Origin of the sequence: Methanocalculus sp., assembly GCF_030651615.1 — an archaeon.
Classification (GTDB): Archaea; Halobacteriota; Methanomicrobia; order Methanomicrobiales; family Methanocorpusculaceae; genus Methanocalculus.
In genome coordinates, this window is sequence record NZ_JAUSCG010000133.1 from 1 (window position 1) to 16825 (window position 16825).

A 16825-nucleotide genomic window follows, 5' to 3' on the forward strand; every position below is an offset into this window, starting at 1 on the left:
AGGGGGACGGCGGTCTTCCGTGAATGTGCAATGGAAGGGCGGAAGTTTGGGATAGGTCTCTGTGTGATCACCCAGCAGCCGAAGAATATCGATCCGAGGATCCTCGCCCAGATAAACACATACGTCGTCCTCGGCCTCTCAGACCGAACAGATCGTGCGATGATTGCATCCAGTGCAAAACAGGATCTCACCCCCCTTGATGGCGAGATACAGACACTGGAACGAGGAGAAGCGGTGATCAGCACCCTCTCCGTTCCGTTCCCGATCAGCTGCCGGATTCATGCATTTGATCAGTATATCAAAAAAAACTCGATGAAGAAGCAGGATCTGATGAGAAAAGGTTTGGATAAGAGTTTTTAGAGAATTATTTCTTCTTTTTTTCTCTCTTCTCGGGTTCTGCCGGAGTCTCTTTGATCTTCTTTCGAATAGAGACACAGTTGATGATCGGATCTCCGGTGACGATGTACCGGCGCATGATTGACCCAAGAACCTCGACAATATCCCCCTTCTCAACATCTTCTTCAGGGGATGTAAACATCTTCACTGCCACCTCTCCCGATCGATCGGCGATGAGGTACTGAGGTCTGTTCAAGAATTTGAAATGGACTCGTTCAATGACACCTTCGAAGCGGACCGGCTTTCCCATCATCCCTTCATTAATCTGGTTTGCCCGAACCGTCTTTGCTTCTGCCTCATACATCGGCCGTAAGTCCCTGTACTGACTCTGACTCATGTAGTTCATGGCGAGAGGTATTGTCAGAATGAGAATCACTGTTGGGACTCCCCAGATAAGCATCGAATAGTCCCCTGTAGAAAGAATTGAGAAGATGAGAACACCGGTGAAGAAGAGAAAGACGCCCAGATGGACGATCGTTAACCTCACCTTAATGTTTCCAATCTTCATGTGATAACGCTTCCACTACTTATTTCAGTGCAGCGATCTCTTTGCGGAACGCTACCCAGTAGATGATACCGACGAAGAGTAAACCGCCGACGACGTTGCCGATGGTGACAAGTATGACGTTCTGTGTAAACATCGTCACCCAGCTCAGTTCAGCGACATATGATGCGTGTCCTGGTCCTAAGAACCCGTTCACGAATATCCCTGCCGGGATGAAGTACATATTTGCGATACTGTGTTCAAGCCCGCTGGCAACGAAGGCCATGATCGGGAACCAGATACCGAAGAACTTGCCGACCGCATCATCTGCGCAGATACCAAGGAGCACAGCGAGATTAACGAGCCAGTTACAGCCGACGGCTTTCAGGAAGAGAGACCACATCGCGGCGCCGCCGTAATAGGAGATCTTCCCTTTAGCTATACCTAACGCTGTCATACCAAAGGCATTGACGGTGACTGCGCCTGCTGCATCCCATTGGGAGAGAGGGCCGTATGCCATAATATATGCATAGACAACTGATCCAATGAAGTTTCCAACATAGACCCAGACCCAGAGATTCAGGACCTGCATCCAGCTGATCTTATGGATAAAAGCAGCCATTGGGGCGAGCATTGCGTCGCCGGTAAACAGTTCGGCACCAGTTAGGATGGTGATAATAAGTCCGACAGGGAAGACAGCACCGCGAACCATCGCGGCGAAACCTGGTCCAAGGAAATCTGCAACACCTGTACCACAAACTGTGGCAAGGCCAGCTCCCATAGCGATATATGCGCCGGACATGAATCCACGCATAATCATGTTCCAGGCGGGCAGGCCTACCTTATACTTGCCTGCATCTCCCGCCTTGGCAACGATCTGCACTGGAGGATGAAATACCATTTTTCTACACACCTCTTTTGTAATGTCCCACCTATTCACCCAAAGTCATCTTCACTTTGGAATAGGCACAGAAGATGATTTTAAAAGGAAATATTAATAGATTTCTAAATAGTTTCTGGTAGGGGTTTTATTTCATGAGATTGATGGAAGGGGGTTGGGTGGAGTTTATATGCATGTTTTAAACATATTAAAAAAGTTAACGATATCATTGATAAGAGACTCAGAAATCATCATCCATTTAAATAGTGTGCCGCCAGAGAGCTCATTCCTCCCGGCTTGCGCGCAGATTACCCCCTATATCGACGATATGTTCAATCCCCCCCTGCGCCATGATACAGAGGTGAAGATCCATTGCCAAGACGCCTGCTGATACCCCCGTTCCTCTCCGATATGATAATTTCATCAATCTCCCTCTTTGACGGAGTAACATTCTCTCAGATCACTCCTCACTGCAGGATCTGTGGAGCTCTTCTCAGGAGGCACGATCTTAAAAAAAAGCGGTTTGCCACCCTTGTCCGGGATGATGAGCGTCAGTCGGTCTATGTCGGTGTTGTACGCTATCGGTGCCTGGACTGCGGCAGACTCTGGTATGCTGATGAACCGTTCTATCCCGGTACCCGTCATGGTATACCTGTTGTGGATCTTGCAGCTGCGATTGCAGTCAGACACCCGTACCACCATACGGCAAGAATACTATTCGGGCTTGGATTAGTCCTTGACCGGGGTACTGTCCGTAATTATGCGCATATCAGATCGATTGACTCCACCGACATGTACGGCATTCCTGTTCCAAATCGGATCATTGCACTTTCAGGACTCGCTGCAGAGGGGCGTTCCATCGAAGGGGCAGAACTCCTCGCTGCCCTTGGCCTCCCACCCGCAGACCGGACATATCTTCACAGGACGGCTTCTGAAGAAGAAGGGGATGAAGATGAGCAGAAAAAAGAGTGGGTATCCCAGAATAAACGAGAGAGCAGTGATCAGAACTGATCCTGTAAGGAGGAGCGCCGGGATCAGATACCGTCCCGTATCGCCACCTCCCTCACTGCATATGCCGGAAGTGCATCAGCATAACGGCCAAGCTCCTTCTGAAGGTCAATGCCTCCGAAGTTCCTGCGAATAAGTCCTGATCCAATTCCTGCGGCCAACACTTCTCCTGAACCGATCCTATCAAGTGATTCTTTAATGAGGGTCCGCTCAGCATCCCAGAACGCCTCGGCAATTGCAATGGCTCCGGTGTGTCCGACTTCGTCCAGATCGGCACAGACCGACCGGGCAAGACGGGAAAGGCTCAGAGCAGTCGTTGCCTCCTTTCCATCCGGTGTCGGTACTGTGTACTCTTCAGGGGTGATGTGGCCGAGGACGAGATGTGCATCACCTGCCGAAGCAAAGTACTCAGTTGACAGGGGTGTATCGATACCATCGATACGGACCGATCGGAGAAGGGATGCAACCGGTGTTCTGAGCATCCCACAATAGATGAGATAGCCCCTTCTGAGGCGGGAGAGATCGGTCTGGTTCAGGAGGTCGGAGAATGGTGTTAGTGGGATGATATCGGCAGTGGTGCTCCCGAGATCGACGAGTACGGAGCCTGGATACCTGTCTCTGAGGAGATCAGCAGATGCAAGCCAGTTTGCAGCAGCGAGTTGAGGCACCGGATCGGTATGGAACAGGCCATCCGTTCCATAAAACCGTGCATCCGGGATGATCTTCTTAACTTCATTAACGAGGAAAGAAATCCCCTCTCCTTTGGTATGGAAACAGTCGGCAAGCTCTCCGCTCATCACAACCGCCGCTTCACCGTCGAACCCGGAGAGGATCTCACCAAGCGGGGCACCTCTCCAAAGGGGGCAGTACCGGATGATCACCTCATCTTCTGTTACAATCTTCGTGTTTGCCCCGCCGATATCTATCCCGATCATCGCCTGATGAGACCCCCGTGAGTGTCAAAAGAGGCTGATCCGACCAGATTGACCGGAGATAATTCGATCCCTTCAGATGCCTTGATCAGGAGGTCCGAAATCTCCTCCTCCATCACTGCGGCGATGCCGATTGCGCTTGTAGTGATTCTGGGATTCACATCAACGACAACGATACGGGCTCCGACGATCAGATCAATCCCGATATATCCCTGACATCCAAGAATATTCACCACCTTAGCTGCGATCTCCTTTATCTCATCTGCCCGTGGGTGATCGATTGGAGTCTCTCCACCCTGATAGATGATCTTCCCATCAACAACCTCTATCTTCTGACGGTTGATTGCGAGGACACATGGTGGTGCCCCACTATAGAATTCACAGACATCCCCGATGACCCGTGAGCCGATGACAGATACGGACAAGGCTTCTCCTTCGACAAACTCCTGTCCAAATTCACCCTCGGCAGGCTCTTCATCATTAATACGGACCTTGATCGAACCTGATCCCCGGATCGGCTTAATCACCCTCATTCCGTCCGTCACCTCCGTTGGGACATCGATCCCATGTTCTGCAAGGATTCGTCCTGTGAGACGCTTGTTGGCACAGAGAGCTGCATTCGTGCTGTCTGTTCCAATGTTATGTGTTACTCCCTCCATCGCCCTGGTGAACCCGGCGAGAAGTTCATCTGGTGCAATGATAAGCCCATATTTGCAATCGGGCGCGATACGTTCGATCTCGCTTTTAAAGTCTCCCTTCTCTGGAGAGACAACTTCAAAACCTAATCTTTCAAAACTGCCCTTAAGCGTCCTGAGCATCGCCTCTCCTTCAGGGGCGAGTGTTGGATCATGCAGAACCGTATACTCTGCGAGGAGTACCTTCATACAGAAATGGTTGGTTCCAAACTCAGATGAGGCTTTGCCGATACGAGAGTTTTTCTCTCCATGAGGATGACCCATACATATGAAACCGACTGTCCTGCTGACAAATGACGATGGTGTCTCATCGGGAGGGCTCTGGGCGGCATATGCGGCCTTATCTGAGATTGCCGATGTGACTGTGGTAGCCCCATCCACCCAGCAGAGCGCGGTGGGTAGGTCAATATCTATCTTTGAGCCCATCCGGCTCCATAAGGTGAATATCAATGGCTCTCCTGCATACGCAGTTGATGGGAAGCCGACCGATGCGGTGATCATCGGTTTGTATGCGCTCCGGTTAAAACCTGATCTCGTTGTTTCAGGAATTAATTTCGGGGAGAACCTCAGTTTTGAGTCTATCATGACCTCCGGAACTGTTGGAGCAGCATTAGAGGCGGCTAACCAGGGGACTCCTGCTGTTGCTTTCTCTCTTCAGGTCAATGACCAGGGCATGAAGTTTGATGATTCAAGGTCGAATATGATGGATGATGAGGCGATTCGTCATGTCGTCACCGATGTCTGTACCCGTATCTTTGAAAAAGGATTTCCGGAAAACGCTCATGTCTTAAATGTCAACATCCCCTCCGAGATCAGGGGTGGATACGAGGTGACCCGTCTTGCAGAAAAACTCTTCCATACCGGCGTCGAAGAGCGGTTTGATCCGCGTGGAAGGCCATATTACTGGATTGACGGCCCGCTCATCGAAGATGCCGAAGAGGGAACAGATGTGCATGCGATCCGGCAGGGTCGGATATCTCTGACACCGGTTACCCTGGATTGTACCGCTCCTGCTGCATTTGATGCAGTACGGCGGCAGTTCTCCTGATAACAAGATAGATACCCCTCTTCATCATATCTGATCGTATGGATAAAGCCAAACAGGAGGCGGGTTACAGGGCCGCTGACCAGGTCCGTGATGGCATGATCATCGGCATCGGTACCGGATCAACGGTTCTGTATGCGATGGAGCGGATCAGTGAGCGAATCCGCGAAGAGAAGCTCGCTGTCGCTGGTGTGCCGACCTCATACCAGGCGGCGTATCGTGCTGTAGAGATGGGTATTATGCTTACATCTCTTGATGCGCATCCGAAACTTGATCTTGCGATCGATGGTGCGGATCAGATCGACCCGGCAAAGAGGATGATAAAAGGAAGGGGTGCTGCACATCTCAGGGAGAAGTGTGTTGCAGATGCAGCAGAAACCTTTATAGTGGTCGTTGATGACTCCAAATGCGTCTCAATCCTGGACGGTCCGGTACCGATTGAAGTTCTTCCGTTTGCCTGCATGCCTGTCATAAAGCGGATTAATGATCTTGGCGGATCTGCTTTAATCCGGAACGGATCCGGAAAAGACGGACCCGTCATATCAGATAATGGCAACTTCATCCTCGACTGCACCTTCGGCGAGATCAGATCTCCTGAAGAACTCGAACAGAATATTGCAAATGTACCGGGTGTTGTAGAATCCGGTCTTTTCACACGGTATACCGGGAAGACAATGGTAATAGTCGGGGCAAAAAAGAGTTAGGATTCGATGCACTCGCGCATCCGATTGATCATCGATATCTGAGTATCAGCTTCCTGCCTTTTCTTCTCTTCGAGAACATTGGTAATCTCGTTTAAATCAAGGGCTATCGAATAGATCTTAACCGGTCTTCCCTTATTTTCTGTCTTACTCTCACGGCAGGTAACCCATTCCCGCTCTTTTAACTCACGCATCGCAATGCTAACTTCCGGCTGTCGAAGATCGGTGCCCCGCTCAATCTCACGTGAGCTTGCCTCAGGCAGTTCAGAGAGGAAAACGAGAACTTTAGCAACATTTCGCTTCATCCCGATTCCGGTAAGTAGATTGACGATTTCATCCTGTTTGGGTGTAAGCGTTCCGAACACTCCTGATTCCATAATATAACTCCTATTATACTATTATTTATATCATGTATTATAAAAAATCTTCGATTCATTCATCTTATGTAGATCAAGATAATAAAGGAAAAAAAGGTGTATAATTGAGTCAAATCATTCCAAGATTTGATAGATCGGATAAGATTTTCCGTACTGCTCCTCTGGCATCTTCTGGCTGTTTGCCGCCGGTAATGATCAACTTACCTGACCCAAAGAGTAATACCACCACTTTCGGCTCTTCAAGTCTGTAAACAAGGCCTGGAAACTGTTCTGGTTCATACTCGATACGATCCAGATTGAACCCGACTGCAATCTTATTCAGATTGATCGGAACTCCAAGATCTGCAGACGTGACGATGTTCTGGATTTTATACGTAAGATTGTCCGGGATATCGATCTTGAGGTCCCGAAGGAGCCCTCCAAGGATCTCAAGCCCTCGATTCAGGCTCTCAATACTCTTTGCACCAGTCAGCACCACTTTTCCTGATCCAAAGACAAGAGCAGCGATCTTTGGGTCCTGCATTCTGAGGACCACGCCGGGGAACCGTTTTTTATTATATTCGGCTCCTTTTATCTCAGCAGCAAGCGATGGGAGATCAAGAGAATCGGTAACTTTAGCCGATGCAACGATATTTTCAATCTTGAGAGAGTCCTCGGGATTGAATGTCATGTTTATAACTAACACTATGCAGTATATAAATACTTCCGGAGAGGAGGGGAGATCCCCTCACTCTTCAATGGTTGAGAGATCTCCTGGATCCTCTCCGAGCTCCACTGCACGAAGCACTCTTCTCATGATCTTACCACTTCTGGTTTTAGGGAGGGAATCGACCACTCTTATCTCAGAGGGGATCGCAATAGGTCCTAAAGTGATCCTCACATGGTAGATGAGGTCCTGTTTTAATTTTGGGGTCTCTATTTGCCCTTCCCTGAGCAATACGAATGCAAGAATGCGATTACCCTTCATCTCATCAGGAATGCCGACTACAGCAGCTTCAGCGACGGCTTTATGTGATACAAGGGCGCTCTCGACCTCCGCAGTTCCGATGTTGTGCCCGGATACGATGATCAGATCATCAGATCTTCCGAGGATCATTATGTAACCGTCTTCATCCCGGACAGCGAGATCGCTTGCACCGAAACTATTCTCCGGTCCACTCCAGTAGGTCCGGTACCTCTCCTCGTTCTGATTTACCATCCGCATCATCGAAGGCCAGGGTTCTTTGATGATCAACTGACCGGAGATTCCCGGAGGTACCGGGTTCCCCGCTTTATCTACGATATCAACGAGAACTCCGGGGATCGGTTTTCCGGCAAATCCGGGCTTCATCGGCTCTCCGATCATCGTCGTAATCATATGCATGCCGGTCTCGGTCTGCCACCATGTATCAACCACCGGGAGTTTTCCTTTTCCAATGGTGTGGTAGAACCATTCGAATGCTTCGGGATTTAACGGCTCGCCAACAGAACCGAGAAGGCGGAGGCTTTCGAGGTTGTATTTATCAGGATATTCATTTCCATATCGCATGAACATCCTGATGGCTGTTGGAGCGGTATACATGATAGAAATGCCGAACTTCTCGATATAGCTCCACCAGACCCCTGGATCCGGGTAATCGGGTGTACCTTCCGTGATGAAGATGGTTGCACCCATCAGAAGAGGGCCGTATACGATATAGGAATGGCCTGTGATCCAACCGGGATCAGCCGTACACCAATAGACGTCAGAGTCTTTGATATCAAGGACATATTTACAGGTGTAGTATGTCCCGACCATATATCCGCCGGTTGTATGGATGATCCCTTTTGGCTGACCGGTCGTCCCTGATGTGTAGAGGATGAAGAGTGGATCTTCAGAATCCATATTCTCAGGAGGACACTTCTTCCCGACAGAATCCATCAACTCGTAGAAGTCCATCTCAAACTCTGGCAGAAGGCTGACTTTTGGATTCTGGGTTCTCAGGACGACGATATAATTGACTGTAGTTGCATCGATCAGTGCTTCTTCAAGGATCGGTTTAAGGGGAATAGTCTTTCCTCGCCTGATGCTTGCATCTGCGGTGATAACGACTTTGGCACCGGCTCCGGTTATCCTGGCATGAAGGGCATCTGATCCGAATCCGGCAAATACGACCGAGTGAACAGCTCCGATCCGTGCGCAGGCGAGCATTGCGATCACCTGCTCGGGGACGTTGGGCATGTAGATGCAGACACAATCCCCTTTTGCTACACCGAGACTTTTTAAGCCGTTTGCAAAACGCTCCACTTCACGGAGGAGCTGCCAGTACGTATAGGATCGTGTAGTGCCGTCATCCCCCTGCCAGAAGAGGGCGACTTTATTTCTGCGGGAGCCTGCACTATGGCGGTCAAGACAATTATAACTGATATTGCATTTGCCATTGATGAACCAGCGGGCAAACGGATGTTTCCACTCTTTCACCTTCTGCCATGGTTCGAACCATTCGAGTTCATGGCTTATCCGCGCCCAGAATCCGTCGGGATCTGTAAGATATCCCTGGTATGCATGTTCCGCATCTTTACACCACGCCTCTTTCCTGTAGTGGGGATCAGGCAGGTATGTCTTTTTGCTGAGTGTCACCTGTTTCTCCGACATTCATAACCTCCGAATTAACATGATTAATTGTGTAGAACTATAGATCCCGTTCTCCTGCATGATATAAAAACATGGTAATGTCGTTTCCATGAATCATTAAAAAAGGAGGGGTCAATAACGCCCCTTGTATCATTTAGTCGTATTCACGCCAGGTGTGATCGCAGGAGAGACACCTGAAGAATCTTACTTCGCTCTCATCGGCAGATCGAAGCTGTCTAAGCCACCAGAAGGCAAGATTATGCCCACATTTTGGGCATTTCACCGGGCAGGTCGGGAGTGTTGCCATCTTGTCTTCTTCCTCCACGATAACAATCTCTTTCTCAGTTCGGATTGTTGTCACCATAAGTGACGCTGAATCGGTGATCTCTTCAGAATACTCACACCGTCGACAATGCATCCGGCCGGACCGTGCAATCATGAGGCTCTTACATTCAGGGCAGAAACGCATGATTGTACTATATGCATGAAAACTTTAAAGACTCCGCCTTTGAGACCAAAAAAATGACTGCTTCCTCTGGTTTTTTCTAATTGCACAACCAATAATTACATAATGAGTGAATACCTGATTCTTCTATCCTGTATCGGTTTTCTCCTCTATCTTATTCCAAACAGATACCGCTATTATGCCGGTATCGTCGGATGGGCTTCAATATCGCTCCTCCTCCTCATCGGAATTCCGGGGTATCTGGCGATCAATAACTTCCTCTATCCACTCATTGGTATCCTCTCGGTGCCATTTGTGTACCTCACGGCAAGGCGCCTGATTGCAGAAGACACCGCAGTCGGCTGCCTCACAAAAGCGGCGGCTGTCTCTTTCCTCATCTATGCCCCCTTTGGATTCATTGAGCCTCTTGGCAACTGGCTGATCTCTGTTGTTGTGGGTCAGATCATCTGGGTGCTGACGATTCTGAACTATCCTGTAACACAACTTGACTGGAATCTCATCATGGCAGGTGTGGTTCCGGGGAATGATATGGGATTCCGTGTCGAAATTATCCTCGGATGCACTGGAATCCAGAGTATTGCGATTATGCTTGCGGTCGCCTATATGGTTCCAACGACGCTCCGGCAGAAAGTGCTAGCATTCCTTCTGATCGCTCCGGTTATCTATATCCTCAATATCTTAAGAAATGCCTATGTTTTTATGGCATATACCGGCCAGTGGTATCCCTGGTTCAGCGATCTTGTTGGAAATGGCAATTATGGGTATGCCAGCTTCTTCTGGTCGCATAACGTTGTATCCGAACTATTAGCACTTGGTCTTCTCATCGGAATTGCATACGTACTCTTCCGTCTTATCCCTGACCTTGGAGTGCTTGCAGAGAAGCTGGTTACCCAGTATATCGACGATCTCAGGCAAGTCTTTGTGAAAGGTAGATGATCCGCTGAATAGCAGAGAGATTCGTGCAGATTGCAATGATGATGATGGACACCCATATGTATCCGATCACACCTCCGAGGATCAGCACAAGGAGGGTCTCAGGCCTTCCAAAAAATCCTACACCTTCCAGGGGATCGTCAATTTTGCCGCAGACTCTGTCTGAGTATCCTACTTCTGCATAGACAACAGGTTTTATGAAGGTATTCATCATCGATCCGATGATTGCAAGTGCAACGACCCCGAAGTCCGCAAGAGGGGGGAGGGGGGTTATCTGAGAGATGATTGCAATTCCTGAGAGCCCGACACCGAGGATCGCCAGCATATCGACATATTTGTCGATGATCCAGTCAAGTACCGCGCCGAAGTTGCTACTATGATCGGTTTTGCGCGCAACACTGCCATCGATGAGATCGAGTATTGCTGAGATGAACAGGAGGAGCGATCCGATCAGAAATAACCTGTATGTGAAGGCAACAGCACATCCTATTCCGAAGATGAGCGAGATGATGGTGATCTGGTTTGGAGAAATACCTAACCGTACACAGAGATTTGCGAGCGGTTCAAGATACCGGATACAGTGTGGTCGAAGTGCGGTTATGTTCATGATTTCCTCAGAACGCAGGGATCAGATCATCAGATTGAACCTATATTGTTAAGGTATTCAAAGAGATATATCAATCGAGAGGATCATTATGACGCAGCATCCAAATAGACCCCATGTACTGATGATGTCTGAGATCACAGCGGACGGGAAACTGACGCTCAAAAAGGATGCATCAAGTAAGATCCTGATGAAATACATGGCTCATGAGACTGAACTCCTCCTGCATACGACGAGGGCTGAGTGTGATGCCATCATGGTCGGGTCAAAGACAATCAGGATTGACAACTCATATCTGACTGTGCGGCAGGTTCCTGGAAAGAGCCCGATTCGTGTTATCCCAAACAGCAGAGGGGATATCCCGCTCTCATCAAATATCTTCAAACCTGATGCAGAGACCGTTATTGCGGTCTCTGAGGCTGCTACTCCCGATCGGATTGAGGCGATCCGTGGTACTGGTGCGGATGTGGTAGTCTGTGGATCAGATCGTGTCGATCTCCCCCTTCTCCTCAACATCCTCTATGAGAAATACGGAGTTAAACGGATGATGATTGAGGGTGGCCCGACTCTGAACTGGCATATGCTCCATCACCGTCTTGTTGATGAAATCCGGCTTATTCACCTGCCTTTCATCGTTGGGGGTGACGATACACCGTCTTTGGTTGGGGGTATGCATATCGAGAGTGAGGATGAGATGATCCGGCTTGATCTGAAATCACACTATCTCTGTGGCACAAACCTCGTTACCGAGTATGACGTACTCTATCCCACATCATTATGAATTATATCGAACTTCAGATCATAAAGGCGAAGAGACGGCGACTTATTAAAAAAGGCGCAATAATACTTCTCCTTCTCATACTTGCAGGTTTTGCTGTCATCGGCGTCCTTAGTCTCACAAAGCCCCTTGCAGGAGACATCGATATTGCGGTTGTCCGGATTGAAGGGACGATGGTTTCAGGACTTGCTCAATCCGGTGGGTATGTCGGAAGCGAGTATGTAGGGGGTCAGATTCGCCGCGCGGCAGACGATCCTTTGATAAGGGCAATTGTTCTCCGGATAGACTCGGGTGGCGGCACCCCGACTGCGGCTCAGGAGATCATCCGTGATATCCTCTATGCCAGAGAGAAGAAGCCGGTTGTTGTCTCAATGGGTTCTATTGCCACCTCTGCAGCGTACTATGTCTCAGCGTATGCCGATCGGATCTATTCGAGTCCTGATACATTCACCGGAGGTATTGGAGTCATATGGGTCTTCTTTGATAGAAGTGAGCAGTTCGACAGGGAAGGTATCGGGGTGGAAGTGGTAAAATCCGGGGAGATGAAGGACATGACCCATTCGTACCGAAACCTCTCTCAGGATGAGGTGGATTTAGCACAGGGGCTTGTTGACGCAAGCCTCAACCGGTTCATTGAGGATATCAGCAGCCAGAGGAATATCACCAGAGAATCTATCGATGATGCCCGGTTAATCCGGGGTGAGGATGCCCTTACCCTCGGACTCGTTGACGAGTTAGGCAACCTGCAGGATGCCATTGCAGGTGCCAGGGTGATCGCACGCGCGCGTTGATCTCAGACAAGGGTGATCGGATCACCCTTCATGAACTCCCGACAGACTGATGTCGCGTAGTGGCCCGGTGGGAGGGTGAAATGAAGGACGACCGCAGACTCTTCTACCCCGGATTGGATCTCTGTCTTCAGGACGATCGAACGGGTCGCACCGTCAAAGGCGGTCTCCACATATCGGGAGGCGGCACGGTATGCATCTGCATTGATTCCGGCTTCCTCAGATATCCGGATCATATACTCCTCCATCGGACCCGGGTTCTGGATCGGTGAGCTTCCTGGGATGAATGCTGCGATCATACACCTCCCTCGTTTGATGTGCTGACGTGCTGTCGGGAGGTTCCTCTCTGTTGCGCGGTCGGTTCTACCATTGGTAAAGATGAGAGTGTCACCTGCCTCCGGTTCATCAAGTGGAACTCCACGATCAAACCGATCGGAGAGTGCGGCATTGAAGAGGTAGGACTGCCATGCCGAGACGAACATAGTAAGGAGTTTTGGAGGGAGGGATTTGAGTGCTCCTGCATAATCCCCTTCATTCTTGGAGAGGTGATCGAGCATTGCACGTTCGAATCCCAGCCGTACAGGGAGGGCATGGAGTGCTTCGCGTGCGTCACCTGTTTCGATATATGCCGTTCGTGCCGCTTTCACTTCATCTGCTTCATTTGGGAAGGCATCTCCGATGTAGATCTCGACCGCCTCGCGGTAGTTGCCATGGAGAATGGACGATCCGACCCGGTGGGTGATCGGTTTCTGAGCTCCGAACCGTTGTAGGCCATAGTAGTTTGGAATGCCGTTTTTGACCGTCTCTGTGATCCCGGGGACATAGGTAAGGTTCTCTTCGTCACAGTCGCGGATCCGAATTACGAACCTGTTCCCTGCGAGATCCCCAAGGGAGAGACCAAACTGATGATGACCAACCACCTCGATACTGATGTCCCTGAGGGAGATGCGAGCGATATCTTCTGGCTCTACCTTATAGAGTGAGATATAGTGAGTTGCAACGGCATTTCGATCTTTGGTGCCGGCCCATCCGATCCGTTTACGGCTGATTCCAAGCCTTTTTGCTATCTCCTGGATGGCATGCTGGTGCTCCCATGAGCGGCGTGTCACTTTACAGATCAGGTACGGGCCGCTCCCGGTAAATCCGGGCGGAATCTCCTCGACGATGAAATCTTCCGGGACAGACCTGAGTCTTCCGCCGATGCCGGGGTGGGAATCCCCATAGTAACGCATCTGGAGATCATGTTCCAGGGGGTAGGGGCTCTTCATCATAGGAGCTTCAGATCTGAGGTGATGCGGTCGAGGAGCTCGGACTTTGCAGGGCCAAGGCCGAGTGCCGTCACCGTGCCGGGTGGGATCTCGGTAAGACCGGCATCCTGAATGATACAGGCAGGAATGCCATTGGCTTCTGCGATCACTTTCAGCTCAAAGAGCGCCCGCTCACCGCTCACCTTCAGTGTAACCTTCTTCTGGCCTTCATCAAGCCACGAACGTTTAGAGGCTGCACTTGCCTTCTCATAGGCACCGATTGCGGCATGGGCAATCTGGGCGCATTTCTTCCCACAACTCATCTTCACATCGTCCCGGATAATCAGGCATTGTTTCCATGCAAACTCAGGAGGGTCTCTCATCGTGGGTATACATTGGGCTGGATGGGTGAAATATATGACCCAAGTTCAAGAATTATATCGAAAAATGAGAGATGGAGGGAAGATGGCAATAATATATATTAGGTTATATGATTTCTTTTTTTCTCAGTAAAGAAAAGGCATAAGGCATATATCAATTATAGTATGTAATCAAAAGAAGTGAAATGCCATCTCAAGAGAAACCTAAGACATGGATTATTGTTCGTGATGGAGCGACTGTAAAGGATAACGCTATAGAAGCTGTAGCTTTTGCTGAGGCAGTTTCCAACATGCAGCGTGCAATAGATAATATTGGCTTTTCAAAATTAGGAAAAGCCTATAAAAAAGACGAATTTCGCCTTTACTTTAAAGAGATCAGAGAAGGTAGTGTCATTGTACCTTTATTCCCAATAACATATGGGACTGATCTTGACGGCGAGAAGACTTTTATTGATATTACCGAGTGTTTTGAGCGGCTTATGAACACTCTGAATGATAATCCGGATCTGTTTCCATCACAACTCGAAATAGAGATAGAAGATCCATCTGCACGCATTGGTCTTCTGAAAAGCCTTCTTTCCTTCGCTTCGTCCGGATCCATAATAGAAATGAAAACCTCTGTAGAACAACCGGATCATGGAAGTTTTATTCCAAAACATCAGAAAGAATATCTTGAAGAACTCGTCTTCAAATATGGAGGTACAGGAATTGTCACTATACAGGGAGTTATCATAGGGATCCGTGGAGACAATCTCTCTTACTTTATCATAAATACTACAATCGGACGGAACATCAACTGTTATTTCAAACCCGAAATTGAAGACCAAGTGAAAAATCTTTATAAAAAATGGGTTCGTGTGACTGGTAATATGATACAGACACAGAAAAATTATAGAATTGATTCAGTAGAGAATCTAGAGCAAGTAACGTTAGAAACTCTTCATAAAATTGGTCAATACATCCTGTTGAAACCAATAACCTTCACTGTCTCCTATGATAATAATGACAAACAATGGTGCCTCTTCAACAACGATCTTGCTCTCTATGGGTGTGGAGATAATTACAAAAAAGCTATTAAATCTCTTGAAGAAGAAATAGAGGGGCATATTCTTAGTTTCAGCGAATATCCTGATGATATGCACTCTGAAGGTTCGCTCCAGATAAAACAGACACTCCTCCAACATCTTGACTTCAATGAGGCAAAATGCCTTATTGATAAAAGATATGGAGGGGCATAGAGATGCCTATAAAAAAACGTGATTTTGAGCGTGTTACCATAAAAAAAGGTTATCTTCAAATAAGGAAAGGAGATCATATTTTTTATCGTTTCAAAGATAACGAGGGGAAGATTGTTGACAGCATCCATACCAAGGTTAGCCATGGAGGTACTGGAGATATTTCAGACAGCCTCCTCTCTAAAATGTACAAACAGATGATGTTCACCAAGAAAACAGATCTTGAGAACTATATTGCATGTACTTTGACTGAAGACGAATACCGTGACATGCTTCGCTCAAAAGGCTTTATTGTTTGAATGGGGCAGTTGCACGAACCATAATTATTCTCCAGATGTGAGAAATATGTTTATTGCCCATACCTGAGAGGTTCTATTATGACAGATCTTACGATTGGAATGCCTGCACCGGATTTCTGCCTCCCTGATATCGATGAACATATGGTCTGCCTCGCTGAGGAAAGGGGGGTCTTTGTTGTCATTTACTTCTATCCAAAAGATAACTCCTCAGGATGCACCCTCGAGGCACGAACATTTTCGGATGCGATGGAGATGTTTGCCCGTGATAATACGCCGGTATTTGGGATCAGCCCGGACTCGATCGCAAGCCACCGGCGTGTCTCTGAGAAGCAGCAGCTCACAATCACCCTCCTTTCAGATCCAGAGCATCTGGTGCTTGAAGCGTATGGTGTCTGGGTTCAGAAGAAGATGTACGGCAGGGAGTATATGGGGGTTGAACGGAGCACCTTCATCATCGATCCGGATGGGAAGATAGCAGCAATCTGGCGAAAGGTGAAGGTGAAGGGGCATGTGGAAGAGGTGCTTGCCAGGCTCGAAGAGCTGCGGGGGGAAGGTCGTCAGGGGCAGGCTGTCTCGCAGACCCGGCAGTGATTGATCTGATCTGTTTATTTTAGCATTCCTCGGTGATACCAAGGAACCCGTGGCTAAAAAATGATTTTTTTATCAGCCTCAATGCTACAATTCTCAGTTAACTCCTCCCACCAAATGGAGGAGGTGTGCCACCGGGGTCTGAAGACCACAAGGTTACACATAATTCTGGGGCAGGATAAAGAGGTGAGTGCCCGTCATACAACCGGTTGCGGTCCGCCGTAGTGCCGGTTACCTATGGCTTCGATCAAAAAATCCAGAAATAGCGCGGCTTCTTCAGGCACCTGTGCTGTTGTTGGGATCGTCGCAGCATAGACGATCGGCTCCCCTGTCCTGAGGTTTCCAACTGATTCGAACCGCTGATACCCCAGATTCACCTGTACGTTGTTATACTGG

21 protein-coding genes and 1 pseudogene are annotated in these 16825 nt (G+C 48.8%); 10 read left to right on the top strand and 12 right to left on the bottom strand.

From position 1 onward, the window contains the following. Positions 1-360: ATP-binding protein (locus Q7V06_RS05745; RefSeq protein WP_370650813.1), on the top strand; the 360-nt coding region annotated here is incomplete at its 5' end. A 4-nt stretch (positions 361-364) separates the two neighbouring features. On the opposite strand, the gene Q7V06_RS05750 is transcribed toward Q7V06_RS05745, so the two are convergent. Both Q7V06_RS05750 and Q7V06_RS05755 read right to left on the bottom strand, forming a co-directional pair. Further along, on the bottom strand, positions 365-904 hold the full coding sequence (locus Q7V06_RS05750) for a nucleotide-binding protein (RefSeq protein WP_304839350.1): 540 nt from the start codon (positions 902-904) through the stop codon (positions 365-367). Between the two features lie 19 nt (positions 905-923). Beyond that, complete coding sequence (locus Q7V06_RS05755) at positions 924-1781, bottom strand: formate/nitrite transporter family protein (RefSeq protein WP_304839353.1); 858 nt, start codon at positions 1779-1781, stop codon at positions 924-926. Between the two features lie 351 nt (positions 1782-2132). Between Q7V06_RS05755 and Q7V06_RS05760 the strand changes: the two genes are divergently transcribed. Further along, on the top strand, positions 2133-2771 hold the full coding sequence (locus Q7V06_RS05760; protein WP_304839355.1) for a hypothetical protein: 639 nt from the start codon (positions 2133-2135) through the stop codon (positions 2769-2771). Between the two features lie 23 nt (positions 2772-2794). Here Q7V06_RS05760 and Q7V06_RS05765 read toward each other — a convergent pair whose 3' ends face one another. Next, positions 2795-3703, bottom strand: a complete 909-nt coding sequence (locus Q7V06_RS05765; RefSeq protein ID WP_304839358.1) for a hydantoinase/oxoprolinase family protein — start codon at positions 3701-3703, stop codon at positions 2795-2797. Continuing rightward, on the bottom strand, positions 3700-4584 hold the full coding sequence (locus Q7V06_RS05770; RefSeq protein WP_304839361.1) for an ATP-grasp domain-containing protein: 885 nt from the start codon (positions 4582-4584) through the stop codon (positions 3700-3702). Before Q7V06_RS05770 ends, Q7V06_RS05765 begins: the two co-directional genes overlap by 4 nt. Positions 4585-4663: 79 nt before the next feature. Between Q7V06_RS05770 and surE the strand changes: the two genes are divergently transcribed. Together surE and rpiA are read left to right on the top strand one after the other, a co-directional pair. Further along, positions 4664-5443 (top strand): 5'/3'-nucleotidase SurE, encoded by a 780-nt coding sequence (gene surE, locus Q7V06_RS05775; protein WP_304839363.1) that lies wholly within the window; start codon positions 4664-4666, stop codon positions 5441-5443. A gap of 38 nt (positions 5444-5481) precedes the next feature. Beyond that, positions 5482-6144 carry a ribose-5-phosphate isomerase RpiA gene (gene rpiA / locus Q7V06_RS05780; RefSeq protein WP_304839366.1) on the top strand — a complete coding sequence of 221 codons (663 nt, stop codon included), beginning with the start codon at positions 5482-5484 and terminating at the stop codon, positions 6142-6144. On the opposite strand, the gene Q7V06_RS05785 is transcribed toward rpiA, so the two are convergent. The 4 genes from Q7V06_RS05785 to Q7V06_RS05800 form a co-directional block, all read right to left on the bottom strand. Then, positions 6141-6518, bottom strand: coding sequence for an ArsR family transcriptional regulator (locus Q7V06_RS05785; protein ID WP_304839369.1), 378 nt, complete (start codon positions 6516-6518; stop codon positions 6141-6143). The genes rpiA and Q7V06_RS05785 overlap by 4 nt on opposite strands. A 109-nt stretch (positions 6519-6627) precedes the next feature. Then, positions 6628-7188 carry a TATA-box-binding protein gene (locus tag Q7V06_RS05790; RefSeq protein WP_304839371.1) on the bottom strand — a complete coding sequence of 187 codons (561 nt, stop codon included), beginning with the start codon at positions 7186-7188 and terminating at the stop codon, positions 6628-6630. Between the two features lie 57 nt (positions 7189-7245). Further along, positions 7246-9132, bottom strand: a complete 1887-nt coding sequence (gene acs, locus Q7V06_RS05795; RefSeq protein ID WP_304839374.1) for an acetate--CoA ligase — start codon at positions 9130-9132, stop codon at positions 7246-7248. A gap of 133 nt (positions 9133-9265) precedes the next feature. Then, positions 9266-9580 carry a transcription factor S gene (locus tag Q7V06_RS05800; protein WP_304839376.1) on the bottom strand — a complete coding sequence of 105 codons (315 nt, stop codon included), beginning with the start codon at positions 9578-9580 and terminating at the stop codon, positions 9266-9268. Between the two features lie 102 nt (positions 9581-9682). Here Q7V06_RS05800 and artA point away from each other — a divergent pair, with 102 nt between their 5' ends. Continuing rightward, a complete protein-coding gene (gene artA / locus Q7V06_RS05805) occupies positions 9683-10513 on the top strand; it encodes an archaeosortase A (protein ID WP_304839379.1) in 831 nt (276 codons plus the stop codon). Here artA and Q7V06_RS05810 read toward each other — a convergent pair. Then, positions 10485-11117 carry a CDP-alcohol phosphatidyltransferase family protein gene (locus Q7V06_RS05810; RefSeq protein ID WP_304839381.1) on the bottom strand — a complete coding sequence of 211 codons (633 nt, stop codon included), beginning with the start codon at positions 11115-11117 and terminating at the stop codon, positions 10485-10487. The genes artA and Q7V06_RS05810 overlap by 29 nt on opposite strands. 88 nt (positions 11118-11205) lie before the next feature. On the opposite strand from Q7V06_RS05810, the gene Q7V06_RS05815 reads away from it, so the two are divergent. Together Q7V06_RS05815 and sppA are read left to right on the top strand one after the other, a co-directional pair. Continuing rightward, positions 11206-11895 (top strand): dihydrofolate reductase family protein, encoded by a 690-nt coding sequence (locus tag Q7V06_RS05815; protein ID WP_304839384.1) that lies wholly within the window; start codon positions 11206-11208, stop codon positions 11893-11895. After that, positions 11892-12683: a signal peptide peptidase SppA gene (gene sppA, locus Q7V06_RS05820; protein ID WP_304839386.1), complete on the top strand. Its 792-nt coding sequence runs from the start codon at positions 11892-11894 to the stop codon at positions 12681-12683. The genes Q7V06_RS05815 and sppA overlap by 4 nt, the downstream gene beginning before the upstream one ends. A 2-nt stretch (positions 12684-12685) precedes the next feature. On the opposite strand, the gene truD is transcribed toward sppA, so the two are convergent. After that, complete coding sequence (gene truD / locus Q7V06_RS05825) at positions 12686-13951, bottom strand: tRNA pseudouridine(13) synthase TruD (protein WP_304839389.1); 1266 nt, start codon at positions 13949-13951, stop codon at positions 12686-12688. After that, complete coding sequence (pth2, locus tag Q7V06_RS05830) at positions 13948-14310, bottom strand: peptidyl-tRNA hydrolase Pth2 (RefSeq protein WP_304839391.1); 363 nt, start codon at positions 14308-14310, stop codon at positions 13948-13950. Before pth2 ends, truD begins: the two co-directional genes overlap by 4 nt. A gap of 182 nt (positions 14311-14492) precedes the next feature. Here pth2 and Q7V06_RS05835 point away from each other — a divergent pair, with 182 nt between their 5' ends. From Q7V06_RS05835 to Q7V06_RS05845, 3 genes are all read left to right on the top strand, one after another. Next, positions 14493-15545, top strand: a complete 1053-nt coding sequence (locus tag Q7V06_RS05835) for a hypothetical protein (RefSeq protein WP_304839394.1) — start codon at positions 14493-14495, stop codon at positions 15543-15545. A gap of 2 nt (positions 15546-15547) precedes the next feature. Next, complete coding sequence (locus tag Q7V06_RS05840) at positions 15548-15841, top strand: hypothetical protein (RefSeq protein ID WP_304839397.1); 294 nt, start codon at positions 15548-15550, stop codon at positions 15839-15841. 78 nt (positions 15842-15919) lie between these two features. Continuing rightward, on the top strand, positions 15920-16432 hold the full coding sequence (locus Q7V06_RS05845) for a peroxiredoxin (RefSeq protein ID WP_304839399.1): 513 nt from the start codon (positions 15920-15922) through the stop codon (positions 16430-16432). A 194-nt stretch (positions 16433-16626) separates the two neighbouring features. Here the strand turns inward: Q7V06_RS05845 and Q7V06_RS05850 are convergent. Then, positions 16627-16825: pseudogene (locus Q7V06_RS05850) on the bottom strand (tungstate ABC transporter substrate-binding protein WtpA); the annotation flags it as partial.